The organism is Humibacter ginsenosidimutans, from assembly GCF_007859675.1.
GTDB classification, from domain to species: Bacteria; Actinomycetota; Actinomycetes; order Actinomycetales; family Microbacteriaceae; genus Humibacter; species Humibacter ginsenosidimutans.
This window is the reverse complement of the sequence record NZ_CP042305.1, coordinates 3,091,385-3,109,345: the sequence shown is the minus strand read 5'-3', so window position 1 is coordinate 3,109,345 and position 17,961 is coordinate 3,091,385. Positions and strand designations below refer to the sequence as shown.

General features: G+C 65.5%; 24 protein-coding genes. 23 read left to right on the top strand and 1 reads right to left on the bottom strand.

What is annotated here, in order from left to right; translation table 11 throughout:
* The first annotated feature begins 13 nt into the window (after positions 1-13).
* The 20 genes from FPZ11_RS14350 (at position 14) to FPZ11_RS14255 (ending at position 16,669) form a co-directional block, all read left to right on the top strand.
* The gene (locus FPZ11_RS14350) at positions 14-274 is read left to right on the top strand and encodes a hypothetical protein (RefSeq protein WP_146321820.1); all 261 of its coding nucleotides are present in this window, start codon (positions 14-16) and stop codon (positions 272-274) included.
* A 12-nt stretch (positions 275-286) separates the two neighbouring features.
* Positions 287-430 (top strand): hypothetical protein, encoded by a 144-nt coding sequence (locus FPZ11_RS19340; protein ID WP_168203844.1) that lies wholly within the window; start codon positions 287-289, stop codon positions 428-430.
* A gap of 381 nt (positions 431-811) precedes the next feature.
* Entirely contained in the window at positions 812-1,594 is a 783-nt protein-coding gene (locus FPZ11_RS14345; RefSeq protein ID WP_146321819.1) for a hypothetical protein, read from the top strand.
* A 24-nt stretch (positions 1,595-1,618) separates the two neighbouring features.
* Entirely contained in the window at positions 1,619-2,803 is a 1,185-nt protein-coding gene (locus FPZ11_RS14340) for an SU10 major capsid protein (RefSeq protein WP_146321818.1), read from the top strand.
* Between the two features lie 63 nt (positions 2,804-2,866).
* Complete coding sequence (locus FPZ11_RS14335; protein ID WP_146321817.1) at positions 2,867-3,304, top strand: hypothetical protein; 438 nt, start codon at positions 2,867-2,869, stop codon at positions 3,302-3,304.
* Positions 3,301-3,645 (top strand): hypothetical protein, encoded by a 345-nt coding sequence (locus FPZ11_RS14330; protein WP_146321816.1) that lies wholly within the window; start codon positions 3,301-3,303, stop codon positions 3,643-3,645. Before FPZ11_RS14335 ends, FPZ11_RS14330 begins: the two co-directional genes overlap by 4 nt.
* 13 nt (positions 3,646-3,658) lie before the next feature.
* Complete coding sequence (locus FPZ11_RS14325) at positions 3,659-4,009, top strand: HK97 gp10 family phage protein (protein WP_146321815.1); 351 nt, start codon at positions 3,659-3,661, stop codon at positions 4,007-4,009.
* Positions 4,006-4,467 (top strand): phage tail terminator protein, encoded by a 462-nt coding sequence (locus tag FPZ11_RS14320; protein WP_146321814.1) that lies wholly within the window; start codon positions 4,006-4,008, stop codon positions 4,465-4,467. The genes FPZ11_RS14325 and FPZ11_RS14320 overlap by 4 nt, the downstream gene beginning before the upstream one ends.
* A gap of 100 nt (positions 4,468-4,567) precedes the next feature.
* Positions 4,568-5,272, top strand: a complete 705-nt coding sequence (locus FPZ11_RS14315) for a phage tail tube protein (protein ID WP_146321813.1) — start codon at positions 4,568-4,570, stop codon at positions 5,270-5,272.
* 83 nt (positions 5,273-5,355) lie between these two features.
* The gene (locus FPZ11_RS14310; protein WP_146321812.1) at positions 5,356-5,751 is read left to right on the top strand and encodes a DUF7426 family protein; all 396 of its coding nucleotides are present in this window, start codon (positions 5,356-5,358) and stop codon (positions 5,749-5,751) included.
* Positions 5,752-5,923: 172 nt separating this feature from the next.
* A complete protein-coding gene (locus tag FPZ11_RS14300; RefSeq protein WP_168203843.1) occupies positions 5,924-8,941 on the top strand; it encodes a hypothetical protein in 3,018 nt (1,005 codons plus the stop codon).
* The gene (locus FPZ11_RS14295) at positions 8,938-9,810 is read left to right on the top strand and encodes a phage distal tail protein (protein WP_146321809.1); all 873 of its coding nucleotides are present in this window, start codon (positions 8,938-8,940) and stop codon (positions 9,808-9,810) included. Before FPZ11_RS14300 ends, FPZ11_RS14295 begins: the two co-directional genes overlap by 4 nt.
* 4 nt (positions 9,811-9,814) lie before the next feature.
* On the top strand, positions 9,815-10,912 hold the full coding sequence (locus FPZ11_RS14290) for a phage tail family protein (RefSeq protein WP_146321808.1): 1,098 nt from the start codon (positions 9,815-9,817) through the stop codon (positions 10,910-10,912).
* Position 10,913: 1 nt separating this feature from the next.
* Positions 10,914-11,489 carry a hypothetical protein gene (locus FPZ11_RS14285; RefSeq protein WP_146321807.1) on the top strand — a complete coding sequence of 192 codons (576 nt, stop codon included), beginning with the start codon at positions 10,914-10,916 and terminating at the stop codon, positions 11,487-11,489.
* A gap of 527 nt (positions 11,490-12,016) precedes the next feature.
* Positions 12,017-13,120: a hypothetical protein gene (locus FPZ11_RS14280; RefSeq protein ID WP_146321806.1), complete on the top strand. Its 1,104-nt coding sequence runs from the start codon at positions 12,017-12,019 to the stop codon at positions 13,118-13,120.
* Between the two features lie 15 nt (positions 13,121-13,135).
* Positions 13,136-14,167: a hypothetical protein gene (locus FPZ11_RS14275; RefSeq protein WP_146321805.1), complete on the top strand. Its 1,032-nt coding sequence runs from the start codon at positions 13,136-13,138 to the stop codon at positions 14,165-14,167.
* Positions 14,164-14,658, top strand: a complete 495-nt coding sequence (locus FPZ11_RS14270; protein ID WP_146321804.1) for a hypothetical protein — start codon at positions 14,164-14,166, stop codon at positions 14,656-14,658. Before FPZ11_RS14275 ends, FPZ11_RS14270 begins: the two co-directional genes overlap by 4 nt.
* A gap of 25 nt (positions 14,659-14,683) precedes the next feature.
* The gene (locus tag FPZ11_RS14265; protein ID WP_146321803.1) at positions 14,684-15,103 is read left to right on the top strand and encodes a hypothetical protein; all 420 of its coding nucleotides are present in this window, start codon (positions 14,684-14,686) and stop codon (positions 15,101-15,103) included.
* Entirely contained in the window at positions 15,103-16,173 is a 1,071-nt protein-coding gene (locus FPZ11_RS14260) for a collagen-like protein (protein WP_146321802.1), read from the top strand. Before FPZ11_RS14265 ends, FPZ11_RS14260 begins: the two co-directional genes overlap by 1 nt.
* A gap of 13 nt (positions 16,174-16,186) precedes the next feature.
* Positions 16,187-16,669, top strand: coding sequence for a hypothetical protein (locus tag FPZ11_RS14255; RefSeq protein ID WP_146321801.1), 483 nt, complete (start codon positions 16,187-16,189; stop codon positions 16,667-16,669).
* An 85-nt stretch (positions 16,670-16,754) separates the two neighbouring features.
* Here the strand turns inward: FPZ11_RS14255 and FPZ11_RS14250 are convergent, their stop codons facing one another.
* Positions 16,755-17,036, bottom strand: a complete 282-nt coding sequence (locus FPZ11_RS14250; RefSeq protein WP_146321800.1) for a hypothetical protein — start codon at positions 17,034-17,036, stop codon at positions 16,755-16,757.
* A 104-nt stretch (positions 17,037-17,140) separates the two neighbouring features.
* Between FPZ11_RS14250 and FPZ11_RS14245 the strand changes: the two genes are divergently transcribed.
* The 3 genes from FPZ11_RS14245 to FPZ11_RS19335 are packed head-to-tail and all read left to right on the top strand — an operon-like array spanning position 17,141 to position 17,959.
* A complete protein-coding gene (locus FPZ11_RS14245) occupies positions 17,141-17,362 on the top strand; it encodes a hypothetical protein (RefSeq protein WP_146321799.1) in 222 nt (73 codons plus the stop codon).
* A complete protein-coding gene (locus FPZ11_RS14240; protein ID WP_168203842.1) occupies positions 17,352-17,792 on the top strand; it encodes a DUF2335 domain-containing protein in 441 nt (146 codons plus the stop codon). Before FPZ11_RS14245 ends, FPZ11_RS14240 begins: the two co-directional genes overlap by 11 nt.
* Before the next feature lie 26 nt (positions 17,793-17,818).
* Positions 17,819-17,959 (top strand): hypothetical protein, encoded by a 141-nt coding sequence (locus tag FPZ11_RS19335; protein ID WP_168203841.1) that lies wholly within the window; start codon positions 17,819-17,821, stop codon positions 17,957-17,959.
* The last annotated feature ends 2 nt before the right edge of the window (positions 17,960-17,961 follow it).

Sequence of the window (17,961 nt, the reverse complement as noted above, 5' to 3'; positions counted from 1 at the left end):
ACGGAGGTGCGTCATGGTCGCAGGCCGCGAAGTCACCCCGAAGGACATCGGCGACACGGCCCGGCTGAAGGCGTACTGGACGGTCGGTGCTGGTCGTGCGAAGTGGGCGACCTCGCCGACACCGTTCCGCACACTCCGCGCGCACCTGCTGAAGTACCTGCCCGCGTCGTACGTGAACCAGGTCACCGCCGACTGGTTTCACGCGGCCCTGGGTTTCTGGCCTGGCACACCGCACAAGGGCCCCGTGCCGACGCCGGGCGCGAAGCGCAAGTAGAAGGAGACGATCTTGTACCACTGGAAGCACGGGTGGATTCCCCTCGACCATGAGGCGCTGAAGTCCAAGTTCCCGCACGCCAAGAAAGAGAGCCTCGACCGGTTCGCGGAGAAGTTCGGTATCGGCGCACACCCGAGCGCCGTCGAGCACGGCTGAGCCACGCTGACTCGGCACGTGCGACGCGCGCGGCGAAAGTGAAGACCACTCCCTACCCGCTCGCTGAGATCCGGCCGGGCTTCAAGATCCAACACAAGGGGCCCGCTGGTCACGAGACTCTGAACGTCAGGGACGTCGTTTTTCGGCCTGGACGGGGCGTCGAGCTCCACACCCAGCGTGAAGACGGGTACGGCGGACCGACTATCTACCCGCACCCGGATGAGCCCGTGCCGGTCGTTTTCGCGCCGCCGAGCAAGGAAGAACCGAGTTGGGGGCTGACTGGCTCACTCGACTATCCGCACGCCCGGCGTGTGAGGTAGCGAAGCCACCCCGCCACTGCGACCACCCAATGCGGCCAGGCGCCGCGCAAGGAGAACACCCATGTCCAGCAACATCAACCCCGCGTTCACGCGACGCGACGCCGACGGGCTCGCCTGCATCGGCCGCACCCTGCATGATCTCCGCGGCATTCGCTTCGGGAACGGCGAAAACGGCAACGCACCCGACGGCAGCCAGGGCGGCGACAACGGCGCTCAGGGCGCAACACCGCCGTGGGGGGACGACCCGTCGAAGTTCGACCCTGACAAGGCGTGGAAGCTGATCCAGAACGTCAAGGGTGATCTCGACGCGGAGAAGAGCAAGCGCGACCAGGCCATCAAGGACGCTGTCGCGCAGGCGCAGCAGGGGTGGACGCAGCAGATCGGGCAGGCGCTCGGCCTCACCAACCAGGTCGAGACTGACCCGGCGAAGCTGCAGCAGGCGGTTCAGGACCTGCAGGTGCAGATGTTCGACGCCGACGAGCAACTCACCGCAGCGGAGCAGCAGGCGAAGGTCGCCGAGCTGAAGATCGCGGTCCTCTCGAACCCGGCGATCCGGGACGCGAACCCGAAGCTCCTACTCGCCAACAAGGCGTTCACGGACTCCATCGGCCAGGTAGAGCCGACCGATGAGGCGGCCATCACAGCCGCGATCAACCAGGCGTTGCAGGCCAACGCCGCCCTCAAGGCAACCCCGTCCCGTTCAGGCAGCGGAGAACACCAGGGTGCCACCGTCCAGTCCCTCGAAACGCAGCTCGCAGCCGCGCAGACCGCAGGCGACAAGACGGAGACCATCCGCCTCAAGATGGCGATCGCCGCAGCCCGGAGACGCGCCAAAGGGGCATAACCCCACACAGACAAGGAGACCAGCATGGCTGGAATCGTCGGGCAGGGGACCACGTTCGACCTGCCCAACTACGTGGGCGAGCTGTTCGCAGCGTCGCCCGAGGACACCCCGCTTCTGTCGGCCATCGGTGGTCTCACCGGCGGCAAGGAAGCGAACACGCCGATCATCGAGTGGTCGGGTTACGACCTCCGCGACCCGGACGAGAACCGGCAGCACGTGGAGGGCGACGCCGCACCTGACGGTGAGGAGCGTGTGCGCTTCAACGTCGACAACGTGGTGGAGATCCACCAGGAGACCGTCGACGTCAGCTACACGAAGCAGGCTGCGGTCGGTCTGCGCAACGGCCAGAACATCGACGGCGTCAACGCGGTCACGGCTGAGATGCCGTGGCAGGTCCTGCAGTCGATCAAGCAGGTCGCCCGTGACGTGGAGGCGTCGTTCATTCGCGGCCAGTACGCGAAGCCGTCCGACAACACCACGCCGCGCAAGACCCGCGGCATCCTGCAGGCCATCGCCACGAACGTGGTGAACCTCGGTGAGGCGCACAACGGCCTCTCCGCGGCGACCACGGTCATCACTGACACGGCGACCACGCTCGCGAACGACGACAAGGTGGTCTTCACCGACGTCGGCGGCTCGACGGGCATCAAGCTGAACACGGTTTACTACATCGTCGGCAAGGCCACGAACGCGGTGTCTGTCGCTTCGAGCAAGGGCGGCTCCGCGCTCACGATCGGCACGGCGACGGTCAGCTTCTACAAGCTGGCCACGACCGCGCCGGCGAAGGCGACGTACGACGAACTGTTCCAGCAGGTCTGGGACAACGGCGGCATCGCTGAGTCGGAGACGGCGACGATCATGGTCGGCTCCTCGCAGAAGCTGAACCTGTCAAACGCGTACTCCGACGGCATCAACAACCGTGTCCCGGACCGCAACGTCGGTGGTGTCAACTTCGAGACCATCGTGACCGACTTCGGCAAGTTCAACGTGGCACTCAACCGGTGGATGCCGGCCGACGCGTTCACGATCCTCTCGCTGGAGCATCTGAACCCGGTGTTCCTCAACATCCCGGGCAAGGGCCACTTCTTCCAGGACGAGCTCGCGAAGGTCGGCGCGTCCGACCGTCAGATGCTCTACGGCGAGATCGGCCTGGAGTACGGCAACGAGAAGGCGCACGGCGTCATCCGCGGCCTGCCCACCACCAGGTAGCACGGCAAGCGTGCGCCCGACCACACAACGGTCGGGCGCACGCCCACCCCGAAGGGACAACGCATGACCAGTTACGTGGTGCCCGACATGCTCGCGACGTCGGATGATCTCGCTGAGTGGACGAAACAGGCCGCACCGGCGAACGCTGACCTGGTGCTGCGTGACTGCACAACGCTCGTGCTCGACGCGACACGCACCGCCTGCTACGAAACCGACCCCGCGACGGGACTCGCGATCGACCCGAACATCGCTCAGGCACTCAACGATGCGACATGCATCCAAGCCGCAGCATGGGGAAAGCTCGGCATCGACCCGCTCGCCGGCGGCATCGACACGGGCGGCGTGAAGGCGTCGAAGTCGATCGGATCCGCATCGTTCGCGATCGCGGGCGCCGCGCAGACCGCCGCCGCGAAAGCGTTCGCCACCGATAACCTCGTCCCCGCCGCTGTGCGGCGCCTGCGCCAACAGAACCTCATCACCACGTTCACGAGGCACACATGAGCGCCGACGACATGGCCGAGTTCTACATCCAGACGGCCATCGTCGAGACCTGCCAAGGCACCAACGGATACGGCGAGGACATCTTCGCCTCCGCCGTCACCCTCGATCCGGCCGCCGACAACGGGTGCTGGATCGATGACACCCGACACCTGGTGCGCTCCACCGACGGCGAGCAAGTCATGTCCGAATCGACCCTCTACACGTACCCGGCCAACGCGCCTCTGTTCGCCCCGAACTCGCGCGTCACGGTGAACGGCGACGTCTCGCGCGTCATCAAGACGAACCTCAACACTTCCGGCGATCTCGACCTCCCCGACCACGTTGCTGTGTCCCTGACCTGAGAGGCGGTGCGTGATGGCCGGCATCGAGTGGAACATCGACCTGTCCGGCCTCGACCGCATCACCGAAGCCATGGACAACCTCGTGCCTGCTGCTGTCGTGAAGGCCGCCGAGCATGTGCGTGGTGTCGCCGCCGACCTTACCCCTGTCGAGTCCGGTCACCTGGTCGGGTCCGCTGAGGTGAAAGCGACGAGCCACGACAGTGCCCGCGTCTACTACCCGGGACCGTACGCCCGCTACCAGCACTTCGAGCTCCAGCTCAAGCATGCGCATGGTCAGGCCCTGTACCTCGAGCAGCCGATGATCACGGAAGCGCAGGCGTGCTTCCGGATCATGGCTGACACGCTCCGATTGGCGGGACTGTGAGCGACACACTCGACCTCCTCGACGGCATCGCCGCCCTCTTGGCTGCCGCGGTGCCGGACGCGGCATGGAACCCGAACGACCCGTACACGGATGGTCAGGTCGGCATCTTCGACATGCTCATGCCGACAACACCTGACGAGGTGCTCGTGGTCACGTGGGTGCCGCAAGCTGAGGACCCTGCAGACCCGACCGGATCCGGCCTGTTGCAGGTCCGTGCGCGTGGTGCCAAGAACGCGCCGCGGCGCCCGCTCGACATCCTCGACGCTGCGAGCACTGCACTGCTCGGCGCGACCCACATCCCTCTGAACGGGACTGGCCTCGAGATCATCCAAGTCACCTCCCGCGTCCGCGTCCCGATGGGGATGGACGAATCGAAGCGGTGGGACTGGTCCGACAACTACACGTGCGACGTCGCCTACACGCCCACCATCCTGCGTCCCGCAGGCGGGTGGGACTGACCTTTCTTCCGCTGCCCAGTGCGGATCGCGCCGTCTGGCGCATCTCCGCCCCTCCCGGTGAGGGGTTCATCAACCCCTACACGCCTTGAAGGAGGCAATCATGACCAAGTCCCTCGCACGCCGGTGGGCTGTCGACCTGTCGAGCGACAACTCGATGTGGCTGCACCTGTCGAACATGGGCGACTTCGCACCGAGCGAGACGCCGACGCTTCAGGATTCGTCCGACTACGACAACGACGGGTTCGTCTCGTTCGAGAAGACCATGACCGGCGGCAAGGTCGTGGTCAAGTTCACGCGGCGGACGACGGCCGGCATCCCGTCCGACCCGGCGCAGAAGCTCGCGCAGGCGACGAAGTTCAAGTTCGGTGACGACTGCCGCATCTACACGCGCTGGTACACGACGGACGGTGACACGGAAGCGTGGACCGCGCGGACGCTCGTGGACTGGCAGCAGTCGAAGACGGGTGTCGCAGACCTCGAGGAGGTCACGATCACGCTCACTGCGGACGGCACCATCACCGCGATCGACTCGCCGTACACACCAACTGCGGCCCCGGTGGTCGTGTCGGCAGCGACCTCCGACGGCCACGCTGCCGCGACGGGCGACCAGCTGGTGATCACCGGCCAGGGCTTCACCGGCGCGACGGGTGTGAAGCTCGCCGCCGTCGCCGCGACCGTGTTCAACGTCATGTCCGACTCGATGATCATCGCCGTGGTCCCGTCCGGTTCCGCCGGATCCGCTCCCGTCAAGGTGACGAACGGTGTCGGCGACTCCAACGCCTTCCCGTACACGCGGGCTGCGTAGCTGCACAACGACCGGGCCCCGCTGTTACTGGGTCGGCGGGGTCCGGTCCCCAACCCAGCACCCAGTGAAAGAGAGATCCCAGCATGTCTCAGTTCAAGGACTTCAACGACCTGTTCGATCCGCTCGCGCTGCCCGTGGGTGGCAAGGAGTACACGATTCCCCCGCTCTCATTCGAGGCGGGTGCTCGCGTGAACGGGGTGCTCGATGGCACAGAGGAACTCAACGAGGAGCAGTTCCTGCGCCTCGTGCTCTCCGATGACATCTTCGATCAGCTCATTGCTGACGGAGTATCCGCGCAGGCGATCAACCGGTTCGGGAAGGTCGCGCTCACCGACTTCAAGTACACGCGCGAGATGGCGATCAAGATGTGGGAGACCGCAGGCGACCCAAAAGCGATGACGGAGTGGGACAAGCAGAACGCCCCGTCACGCGCCCTGAGGCGTTCGAAGAGTACGGGCACGGCGAGAAAGACCCGGTAACCGGCTACTACGAGTGGTACGAAGCGCCCCCCGAAGTGCTGAAGCAACTGACTACACCGTCCGTCGACGTGACGTGGTCGATGTTCTTCGAAGCGTGGGGCGACATGGTCGCTGACTTCCAGGAGAAGTACGGGCTCGACCTAGAACATCTCGCCCGCGATTACGGGTTCACGTGGCGGCGGTTCGCGTTCCTCGCCATAGGCCTACTCACACCACCCGCGTCTCAGTTCGCTCCCGCTACCCGCATCTACCGCCGGTTCGCGCCGGCCAACGACGAATAGGCAGGTGCGCCGTGGCGAACGAAGGCCCCACCACAGTCGGCTCCATCGAGGGCAAGCTCGGCCTCGACATTGACGACTGGCGCGCGAAGATCGAGATCGTCAAGGCGCAGGCTGCCGAACTCGGTGCCGTGTCCCCTTCGATCACGGTCGATGCGAATACGTCTCATGCGCAGGAGGAGATGGCGGCCGTCGACGCTGCCGCCGCCGCCATGGGGGTGTCCGCGCAGACGTCCGCACGCCAGGTTGGCGCCTCAGCGGATACAGTCGCAGCCGCAGAAGCGAAGGTGGCCGCAGCGAACCAGGCCGCAGACACCGCTTACGCGCGCGCCGAGCTCGCGCAGCAGCGGCTCACGGAGGCGCAGGAATCCGGGCGCGCGAAGGCATCCCAGCTGATGGCTGCCGAGCTCGCGCTCACGGAAGCGCTGAACCGTGTGGAGACGGCGAACGCGAAAGCCACTGCGTCTGAGGCGGCCCTGGTGGAGGCGCAGAAGAAGGCTGCCACGTCCGCTGTCGAGGAAGCCGCCGCTGAGGAGACGAAGGCGACCGCGACCGCGAAGAGCGCGGACGCATCAGGGCGCAGCCTCGGCTACATGCAGCTCATAGTTGCGGCCGTCGTCGCGCTCGTCGGACTCGCCGGCCCACTCTCCGCGGCGGTGGTGGGTATCGGCGGCGCGTTCGCAGGCATGGGCGCCGCTGGTGCGCTCGCGATCGTTGGCGTCGTCGATCAGATCAAGAAGGGCACCGCGGCCGGCAACGAATGGTCATCCGGTCTGAATGCTCTCAAGGGCGACCTGAACGCGCTCGGTAACACCGCGGCGACCGGACTCCTCTCGTCGTTCCAGCAGATCATCGGCGACATCGGCAACGCGATGCCGGACCTGAACTCCGAGATCGGAACGTTCGCGTCCATCCTTGGGCGTACGTCGGTGTCCAGCGTGCAGGCCCTCATCAACGTCTTCCGAGTCATGAACCCGCTGTTCGTGCAGGGCGGCGTCCTGATCGAGGACATCGCGAACGGGCTTCTGCAGTGGTCACAGAACGGTGGTCTGCAACGGTTCGTGACGTATGCGGAGCAGGAGCTGCCGCATGTCGTGAACACCCTCGGTGATGTCGGAAGCATGCTCCTGCACATCGTGGAGGCGACCGCGCCGATCGGCTCGACGGTGCTCACGATCCTGCAGCAGTTCTCACAGTTCGTCTCCGCTATCCCCGTCCCGGTGCTTACCGCGACGGCGGGCGCCGCGCTGGCGATCTGGGCGGCGTTCAAGCTCGGCAACGGTGTCGAATCCATCATCGACAAAGTGACCGGTGCTGTCGGGCAGCTCACGGCCGCCGAGGTTGATTCCGCAGGGGCGGCGACGCGGCTCGGCACCAGCATCGGCTCCGTCGCGGGCTGGTTCGGTGTCGTGACCGCGGCAGTCGGTGTCGGTGTCGCCGCTGTGGACGCGTGGAAGCAGGCCGTCGAAGATTCCGTCGCCTCCGATGCCGATCTGGTCAACTCGATCACCGCCGGCACGGATGCCGCGGGCGGCTTCACGGACGCGATGAAGGCCGTGAACGCATGGAACGACACCGGCACGACGACAACGAAGCAGATGTCGGATGCTCTCGAGTCCGCCGCGAACGGATGGGGCGGCATGAACAAGGCTGCCGCGAGCTGGCTCGGCACCCTTGACGGTGGCGCGTCGATCTCGGGCAACGTCCTCAACATGCTCGAGAAGTACGGTGACTCGCTCGCGACAGTCGCACGCACCGACCTCCCGGCCGCCGTGGATTCATTCAAGAAGTACTCAGCCCAGTACGACCTGAACGCGACCCAGCAGTGGCGTGCGATCAACAACATGGGCGACTACAAGGACGCCCTGACACAGCAGGCCACCCAGTGGGGATACGCGGCGACGCAGGCCAACCTCGTCGCGATCGCGACGGGGAAGATCACGGACGCGAACCCGGCTGCGACGGACACGACGGACAAGCTCGCGAACGCACAGAACCGGCTCTCGCTGGCGCAGCAGCAGGTGGCGACCGACACGGATGCTGCCGCGACCGCGATCGAGGGCTTCGGCCAGGCGAGCCGCAACGCTGACAGGGCGAACATCACCTACCAGCAGGCTCTCGATCAGGCTTCACAGTCGATCCGGCAGAACGGTCGGACTCTCGACGAGAACACGGAGTCGGGACGTGCGAACGCGACCGCCCTGGACACCATCGCCGACTCGGGCCTGTCTCTGATCGCCGCTCAGACAAGGCAGGGCGCATCCGAGCAGACGCTGCGGGGCAACATGCAGACGACCCGAGATGCGTTCATCAAGACCGCGGAGCAGATGGGTGACAACCAGACCCAGGCGGAACAGCTCGCCGACAAGTACGGGCTGATCCCGTCGAACATCACCACAGCCTTCGCGCAGACCGGGCTCGGTGACGCCATCCAGAACGTGAACACGTACGATGCCGCGATCCGGGCACTCCTCTCGGATCAGAGGGCTGTGAAGCTGGGTGGCTCCGTCGCCGGGTACTACGGGTTCGGGTCGGCGACTGGCGGCACGGCCGGGAAACCGGGAAAGGCAGCCGGCGGAACGATCGGCATGGCACCTGGCGGAACGGTCACGGGACGCGGGAACGCCGTCAACGACCTCGCGGGCCTGTACCGTCTCGCTGACGGTGAAGAGGTCACGTCGAACATGGCCGGGCAAGCAGCCAGGAACCGGCCCCTGCTGAAGCTGATCAACGCGAATGCGGGCGCCGACCAGATCGCAGGGAAGGCAATACAGCTCGCGGGCGGGGCGCCGACAGTCGCCGCTCCGGCACCCGTCATCCAGCATGTGCACAACTGGTACGTGACTTCGAACAGTGGTGAGCAGTTGTACCAGGACGTGATGCGGAAGACGAACTCGAAGGTGGGCCCATGACCGCGCTCCTGGCCGGCACGTCGACGAGCATCCAGTACGGGGGCCTCACGTTCGGTGCCCAAGACGATGACGGTGTGGTCTGGAAGCTGACCGGGTTCGACGGGTGGGGTTCACCGGACTCCACGATCGACGTGCAGCAGAAGCCGCGTCAGCGTGGCGCATGGGCTGGTGACGCGTTCTCGGTGGAACGGTATCTGACGGTCACGCTCCTGCTTCGTGCGCCGTCCGCGACGCTCCTGAATCAGGCGATCGAGAACCTGTCGTCGGCGGTCGACTTCGCACAACAGCCGATGACGGTCACCGAGGCCGGGTTCACGCGCACAGTGAACGTGCGCCGCAAAGGCGGTGTGATCCCCGGGAAGATGAATTCGTTCATCGCCGCACCGTCGTTCCAGGTCGTGGCAACGGATCCGCGGAAGTTCGGCACGCCCATGGTCGGCACGACCGGGCTACCGACAAGCTCCGGTGGTCTCGTAGTCCCGACCGCAGGGCTCGTCGTTCCGGCTGCCGGTCTGATCATCCCGGCCGCGGTGACCTCTGGTGACCTCGAAATGGACAACCCGGGCAACGAGACGGGTCCTGTGATGCTCCGCATCGACGGGCCGTGCACGGGGCCGCAGATCACGCACGTCGGGTCCGGGCTCACACTCACGTTCGCGAGCTCCCTCGTGCTCGGTGCAGGCGAATACCTGCTCATCGACATGGAGAAGCACACCGCGCTCGAGCAGGGACAAGCGTCGAGGTCCCGGTTCATCACGTCCCGGCAGTGGTTCGGGCTCGAACCGGGCCCGAACACGTTCAGCTTCGCTGCGAGCGGCTACGACGCAGGCGCACAACTGACGGTCACCGCAACACCGGCATGGAGGTGACCTGATGGGGTATCAGTGGGTGGCAACACGGCTGACGACCGGTGAGCAGATCTGCGACCTGAACGACCTCGTCGTCGATGAGGTGCTGGACACGATCGGCCGCTACGAGATGGTGAACGCCACCCTCCCGATCCCGACAGCGGACCCTGATTGGGAGCGAGCAACACTCGAGGGCGCCACAGCGTACTGGCTGCTCCAAGACTACCCCGCCGGTGGTGTGCCGCTGATCATCTGGGGCGGCTACATCGTCACGTCCCAGCGTGACGAAACCGACGTCGTCACTCTCACCCTGGCCACGTTCCCCGGCTATCTGGATGCCCGGTACACCGGTGATCGTACCTACGCTGCCACTGACCAGAACGCTCTCGTCACCGACCTGATCACGAACTGCGTCGCGGCAGGCCCCGCAGGCGGTGTCCCGATGCGCGTTCAGGTCGTCGGCGGTGCGGGAATGCTCCGTGACCACACGTACCTCGACTCCGATGACAAGACCGTGTACCAGGCGTTGCAGGATGCGATGAACTGGGAGAACGGCCCCGAGTGGTGGATCGGCGGTGAGTGGCAGGGCCAGCTCATCAATCCTGTGCTCTACGTCGGGAATCGGCTCGGGACGCCCGCGTCGCCATCGCCGGAGGCTGTGTTCGACATGCCAGGCAACTGCACGAAGTTCCAGCGGGTGCAGTCGTTCGGGTCTGGGAAGGGTGCGAACTCGGTCATGGCGTACGCGTCAGGCATTGGTGCGACGCGGCTGCAGTCGCCTGTCGAGTACGCCGCGGATCCGGAGCGGCCGACGTTCGAGTACAGGTGGTCGCCGTCGTCGTCGATCACGGACGTGAATACGCTCATCAACTATGCCGCCGCCGCGCTCCCGAACATGCAGAACGGCAGCCGGTCTCTGACCATGTCGGCCGCCGCAGACCAGGACGCGACCCCGGGCTACTGCTCGAGGTGGGTTCTGGGTGATGACGTCGGATACGACATCAACACGCCATCGTTCCCTCGTGGTTTCACTGGCACTGCGCGCGCGATCGGGATGAGACTCACGCTCGGCAACACGCGCACCCTGACGCCGGTTCTCGTCGGCGGCGACTTGGAGGAGTGAGATGGCTGGCAGCATCCTCGACCACATGCCGCCGCAGGATGACGACCAGCAGCGTCGCATCCGCGATCAGCAGCGGGCGACAACGCAGTCGGCATCGGCGCTCGCGAACTCGCTCAGCGCACCCTTGTCAGGGTTCGCCAGCGCCCAGAACTTCACGGTGCCCGTCGGCTCGGGATCCGGCGTCACCGCCTCCAACGACATCCCTGGCGCCCTCACCAAGATCAACGTGCCCGATGGTTACACCAACGCGATCGTCGTTGCCTTCGCGCAGATCGCCGCGTACTGTCACCCGCCGACAGGCAATACCGACTGGCTCTACGGCTGCCTGCGCGCGCTCGCGTCATCCACTGGGGTGTGGGCTGTCGGCGGTGAGGTGAGCGCGCTTACGCAGGTCACCACGGCGTCTGTCGCCGGCGCGCTCTACTACCCGACGTTGACGCCGAGCCTCATCACGGCGTTCAACAACCTGAACGGCGGCTATATCGAAGTGGCAGCGCAAGCACGCTCGGGCACTGGGTGGTCGGCGGATGCCAACAATCAGGCAGGTTTCGAAGTTCTGGTGATCTTCACCCGTTAGAACCCGACGCCGCCGGATGTGGCGACGGCGGCGGAATCGCCGGCGTGCCGCCTTGATCAGACGAGTCTGACCCTGAAGGCGCAGTCGATGGCGCGTCCCCTCCAACACCCGTGGTCGCCTGGTGCGCGTCGACGTCGTTCACGTTGTCCGGCACTGACAGCCCAGAGTCGTTGGCCTGAGTTGGCCCTGATGGCGCATCCGAGCTCGGTGCCACGGTCGGTGTGTCCGACGGCTGAGGGTCGGACGCGGTTGCAGGCGTCGTCGCGACGACGCTCGGAGTGTCTGACGGCGTTGCGGTGGGTGTGTCCGTCTCCGTGATGCTCACAGGCTCGTCTCCTCCTGACGTGCGCTCGCCGCTCTGCGCGGCAGCGATCCCGATACCGGCACCACCGAGAACAACGGCCCCGACGATCACGCCGGCGATCAGATTGCGTCGCAGGGTGCGGCTCTTGGATTCCCCCGAATCGGACATGCCTCCGATTTAAACGCTTCCCACCGACATTCACGTATACCCCCGAGGAGGGCACATGGGCGCACAAGCTTGGCCGTTCAACGTTGATGGGACGGGTACGGCTCCCGCGTGGAGTGCCCGGCAGTTGCGGCAACTCGCGGTCGCCCCATTCGTCGCGGTCGGTACGAAAGCCCGACCGCTTGGCGCGAAGTCCGGCATCCGCGTCGGAACACCCTCGAGCATCGTGTCGGTCACAGGGTCGGGACCCTACTCGTGGTCGGTGGCACCGTTCGCGGGCGTCATCGACGGGGAGTCGAACGCTGCCGCTGGCCCGTACACGTACAGCTTCGACTCGACGCAGACCGGCTCGATCGGCACGGCAGGCGCTGCGGCACGTCAGGACCGTCTCGATGTCGTGATCTCGGACACGGACGAGGGCGACGGTTCCGGGACGCGCAGCATCGCCGTCGTCTACACGCAGGGTGCGGCGACTGGCGGTGCGCTCCCGGCAGCACCTGCGCGTTCGCACCGGCTCGCCACGATCAGCGTCCCAACGTCGGGCGCGCCGACGATCATCTGGGCGCCGGACTGGGCGGCATGGGTGTTCACGACCTACGCGGACATGACGGCGTACACGACGCTGATCGGTGCCGCGAACGTGCCGGTCACACGCGCTGAGGTCATCGCCGACACGACTGCCGCGAATAACGGCATCTACGCCTGGTCGGGTACCGCGTGGCTGCCGGTGGCCCTCACCTCGCCGCCGTTCTTCACCTACTACCGGACGGCATCGTTCAGTTGGACGACGACCGCGGCGGACTTCAAGTGGGACACGCTTTCGAAGGGTTCCCTGGCGGGGTTCACGACGTCGGATGGGATCACGTTCACGTGCACGATCCCGGGCGTGTATGAGCTGGTCGGATCGATCGGTAAAGCGTCCGCGTCGGGTGTGACCGGGCAGTACATCGACATCTTCTACAACGGGACCGCGGATCGACGATTCGAGGGTCCCGCGTTCACGTCGACGAACACGCAGGCGGACTTCAACTACTCGCAACGGTTCGCGGTCGGGGACACGTTCAAGCTCCAGATCAAGTCCGGTGGCGGCACGGGCGGCGGTTTCCCTGCCGACGGCACGGTGCAGGTCACGGCGCTGACCGTGCACTACCGGCACGCCTGACGGGAGGGGATCCTCGTGACGGTTTCAGCGTTCGGTTTCGACGTCGACTCCTACAACAAGCCCGGCTTCGATTTCGCCACCGCGTACCAGGCCGGCTACCGGGTCGCGATGGTGAAGTTCGGCGGCATGAACCTTGAGGGCAATGCGCCGTACATGATGAACGGATACCACGCTTTCGTGGATGCGGCGGTGAAGGCCGGGTTCAAGACGATCGTGGATTACATCGTCACGGGCGGCACGAACCCGGAAGCGGCAGCGAAGTTCTGGCTGGCGAACCGTCACGGGTCAGTGGTCGCGCACGAGCTCGACAACGAGGCCCTCGACTACGGCAGGTCATGGTCGGACGGGGAAGCGTGCGTCTACTTCGACACCATGCGGTCGGCGCGTGTGGACCGGTGGATGTACGGGTCACGGGATTCGCTGTGGAAGGCCGGGTCGTGGTCTGGGATCCAGTCGCGGAGCATCAAAGCCCATATCGCGTTCTACAACGGCTCCCCGCTGACGAACATCAACCCCGGCAACTACCCGACCAACCTGGTCCTCGCGCACCAGTACACGTCATCCGCGCAGATCGGCGGCCTGACCGGTGTGGACGCGAACGCGTTCGCAGTCGGCGCTTTCAGCACACCCTCCACCGTCATGAAGGAGAACCCCATGGCACTCATCAAGTTCCTCGACGACCCCGGGCAGCCGGTGTTCCTGTTCACGCCGCGCCGCATCAAGCACATGGGCACGAACCAGCAGGCGAACGTGCTCGCGAACGCGGAAGGCATCCCCGTTCACGCGTACCACCACTCGGACTGTCAGGACGCGATCTACGACTACGCGCACACCGGCATCTCCTATAGCGACGTGCTCGAGCTGTCGATCACCCGCAACGCGGACGGCACCGTGAAGGACTACAACCGGGGCGGCGAATGGGTCGGCCCGGTGAACGCCACCGCAACCGTCGACCAGGACGCCCTCGAAGCAGCCGTCGCCGCGGCCGTCGCGAAGATCAGCATCCCGACCAAGTTCACCGTCACAGGAGAGGCAGTTTCAGCATGACCGACACCACCAACATCAGCACGGTGCCCGATGCGACCATCATCGACCCGTCCACGCCACCGGCAGGCTCCGGTGTGCTCACCGCATCGGACGGGTCCGGCGCGTCCGCTGGCACGATCTCCCTGCCGTCGACGGCGCAGAAGTACGCGTCCGCGGTGATCCTGTTCCTGTCCGTGGCCGTCACACCCCTGTCGGCGCTCCTCGTGGGTCCGTTCTCGTGGACGGCTGTCTGGCAGTACGTCGCACTGCTGCTCGCCGCTGTCGGCTCCTACCTGATCCCGCTGCTCCCGAAGGGCTGGCAGGGTGCAGGCAAGACGAGTGTCGCTGTGGCCGGTGCGGTCGTCGCCGCTCTCATCCCTGTCTGGACGGGAACCTGGGACCGTGCCACCATCCTCGTCATCGTCATGGCCGTCGTGCAGGCCATCGGCACCGAGTTCGGTGTGCAGATCCGCACCGACCAGAACACGTCCACGACGATCAACGCCGCATAACCCCTCCCTGCCTGAGGAGGGCACCATGGACCCACTTGAGTGGATCGATCGCCTGTTCGGTGCGACCCCATGGGGCACCGCACTGATCTGGGTTGCCGCGGTCATCGTCGTCCTGTACTTCGGCGGCAGGATGATCGCGAAGGCTTGGAAGCCGCTCACCCGGTTCGTGCAGACGATCAACTCCCTTGCTGATCTGCCGGCGTTCATGGCACGCACGGACAGCGCGATCGTGAAGCAGAACGCGCAGCTCGACGGCATCTACCACGAGACGCACCGCAACGACGGGTCATCCATCAAGGACTCGACAGTCCGCCTCGAGCAGTCCGTGGAGGGCCTGCATGGGCGTCTCGACTCCATGCAGGAGAAGCTCACGAAAGATCACGCACGCATCAGCGCGATCGAGGACACGCTCCCGAAAGACCAACTCCCGAAGGGGGATGCCTGATGGCGTCTTTGTCGATCTCTGCTGAGGACTTCACGGCGGCGGGTGCCACACCGCGTGCAGGGTTGCGGGTGCGGTTGCAGGTGGTGGGCACGTTCACGGTCGGCGATAAGACGCTGTCGCACACCCCGTGGGACATGGTCACCGACGCTACGGGTGCTGCGTCCACCGAGTTGCCGGATTCGGTGGCTGGTCTGGGTGTGCAGGTGTCGATCCCGGTGTGGGCGGGTTTCGGTTTCACGATCGCCGGGTACCCGGATGAGGATCTGACGATCACCGGGGTTGGTGACTGGGTGGTGGATCCGCGCACCCTGCAACCGTCTACCGCGTCTCTCACAGCGTGGGAGGCGACTCTCGCACAGGTGCAGGACCTGCTGTCCGCGGAGAACGTGGCCGAGGTCGTCGACGAGTACCTTGCGGCGAATCCGCCAGCGAAGGGCGACACCGGCCCGGAAGGTCCTGCCGGTCCTGCTGGATCTACGGGCCCGCAAGGTCCTACTGGGCCGACTGGTGCCACAGGGGCGACCGGTCCGCAGGGTCCTGCAGGTGCTGCCGGGTCGCCGACCGCGTATGAGCTGCGCGGCACTGGGTCGCCGTATGGTGTGCTCACCCCGGCGTCGGCTGGCATCTACTACACGGACACGGCAGCCACGTGCGGGGCTGTCAGGTGGGTGTCCACGGGGACCACGACCACATCGTGGATGATCGTCGTCGGCGATACCGGATGGCGGGACATCTCCGCTCTCGCACCGGGCCTGTGGACGATAGCGTCGGGCGGCCGATGGCTGATGCGTCGTGTCGGGTCGATGGTGTGGCAACGCATCCAGAACATCAGCTCGTCCGCGACCGGCTTGCAGGGCACCCTCATTCCGGCTGGTTTCCAGATCGATGAGAAGGGCGACGGCGGCATGTTTCAGGCCACCAGTTCGTCCGGTGCGGCTACCGGTGCCGTGCAGATGTACCAGGCGGGTGCCGTGTATTGGTGGCCGTCCACGGGGACCGTGGTGCGGGCGCCGATCCAGTACACGACCGCCGACCCGTGGCCGACGACACTTCCCGGCACGGCCGCGTAGAAAGGCGACCATCATGCAGCTCGACACCACGAACCTGACCGGCCTCACGGACGCTGACCTGGTGACCGTGATCCAAGACCTCTACGCGGAGCAGGCACGGCGTGCGACCGTCGCCGGATACGCCTCGTCTCAGGCTGCCGCGCAAGCCGCCATGCAGGCTGCAATCCAGCAGGACACTGCCGCTGCGACCGCCTACACGGCATCCACCGTGTACCAGCCTGGCGCGTCCGTCACCGAAGCAGGCGCCGTGTACTGGTGGCCTGGACCCGGCACGATCACGAATGACGACCCGGCCACATCCACACACTGGGTGAAGGTGCCCGCACAAGCACCCGCATCCACACCCTGGACGGTCGGCATGGCCCTCGCACCCGGTGAGTACGTGTCGAATGGTGGTCACACGTACCAGTGGGTGCCTGCCGCGGTCGCATCCGCACCCGCGAACTACGCCCCCACCGGGACGACCTCGACCGCCTCCTGGACATTCATCAGCTGACCCAACCGTAGACTGAGCACAGTCGTTCCAAGACACCCGAACCGCCCCCACTGGCCTTACGGCTGGTGGGGGCGGTTTCGTCGTGTCAGCCGCCCGGGTATTGCCCTGTCCCTGGTGCTGTCGGCGACGGTTTCAGGATCTCCGCCACGGCGGCATCCTGCGCTTCCCCCAGCGTCTCGTAGAACCCGAGCGGCCACCGACGCGACCGCTCGAGCACCCAATGATCGACCCGGTACCGCATCAGGGTCTCCCCGCTCTCCCGGTTGACGGCCGGCCCGTAGTGGATCAGGAAACGCGGATCAGCGTACGTGTCGAGCACGAGCCAGTCGTCCACACCCACATGAATCGTCTTCGGGGCATCAAGCATGCGGAGTAAACGACCTTTCCAAGCAAACCCATCATGCGCGGTGGGTTACCCTGGGGCATAACGACGTGGTACAAAAACGTTATGACAAGCGGAGGACAACGCTCATGACTCTGCTCTTCGATACTCGCCGTGTCAGCGATTCATCCCTACGTGACTACATCCGTGGGGCGGCATCGATCTTCAACCTGACAGGGAACACGAAGCGCGAATACAACCTTGCCCCGACAGCGGACGAGGCCGACGCGCGCGCCATCGCGAACGACTGGGCTGCCGTATCAGGCGACCTGAACGATGCCATCGAGACCTATCGCAAGAATGTCGGATAGCGCCGTCGAGCCAGTACCCCCCGAGGAACCTGAGTCTTCGGCAGACTCGGCACCGATCGGGCCACAGACAGAGCAGGAAGCGATCCAATCGCAGCGGATCGAGTTCCACGAAGAGTATTCGGGACAGCTGCCTCACTGGCGGCATCTCAACGAGTATGAACGTATCTACCCGGGTGCCGCGAAAATCATCTTCGAGAGTTTCGAGAAGCAAGGCGATCATCGAAGAGAGATGGAAGCACGTCTGCTGACTGGATCCGAGCGAAGGGCGAGTGTGGGCCAGTTCCTCGGAACCGGTCTCCTGTTGGTGGCCATCCTCGGGGGCATCTATCTCGTGATCGACAAGCAAGCCGTCGCTGGTATCTCGATATTCACTCTCGCTCTCGCTACAGGTGTTGTCAGCTATGTCTTCGGGGACCGGCCGAAGAAGTAGAACCCCCGTCACCGTCCCATCTCCACGTGCCTGACGAGCAGGTCCCAGTCATCCCACCCGATAGTGCACGCGACCGGGCGACCATCCTTCACGACAGCAACCGTCACACCATCCTCGACGACAGCAACACTCAGACCACGATCGCCGACTGCAGGATCCTGGTGTGAGG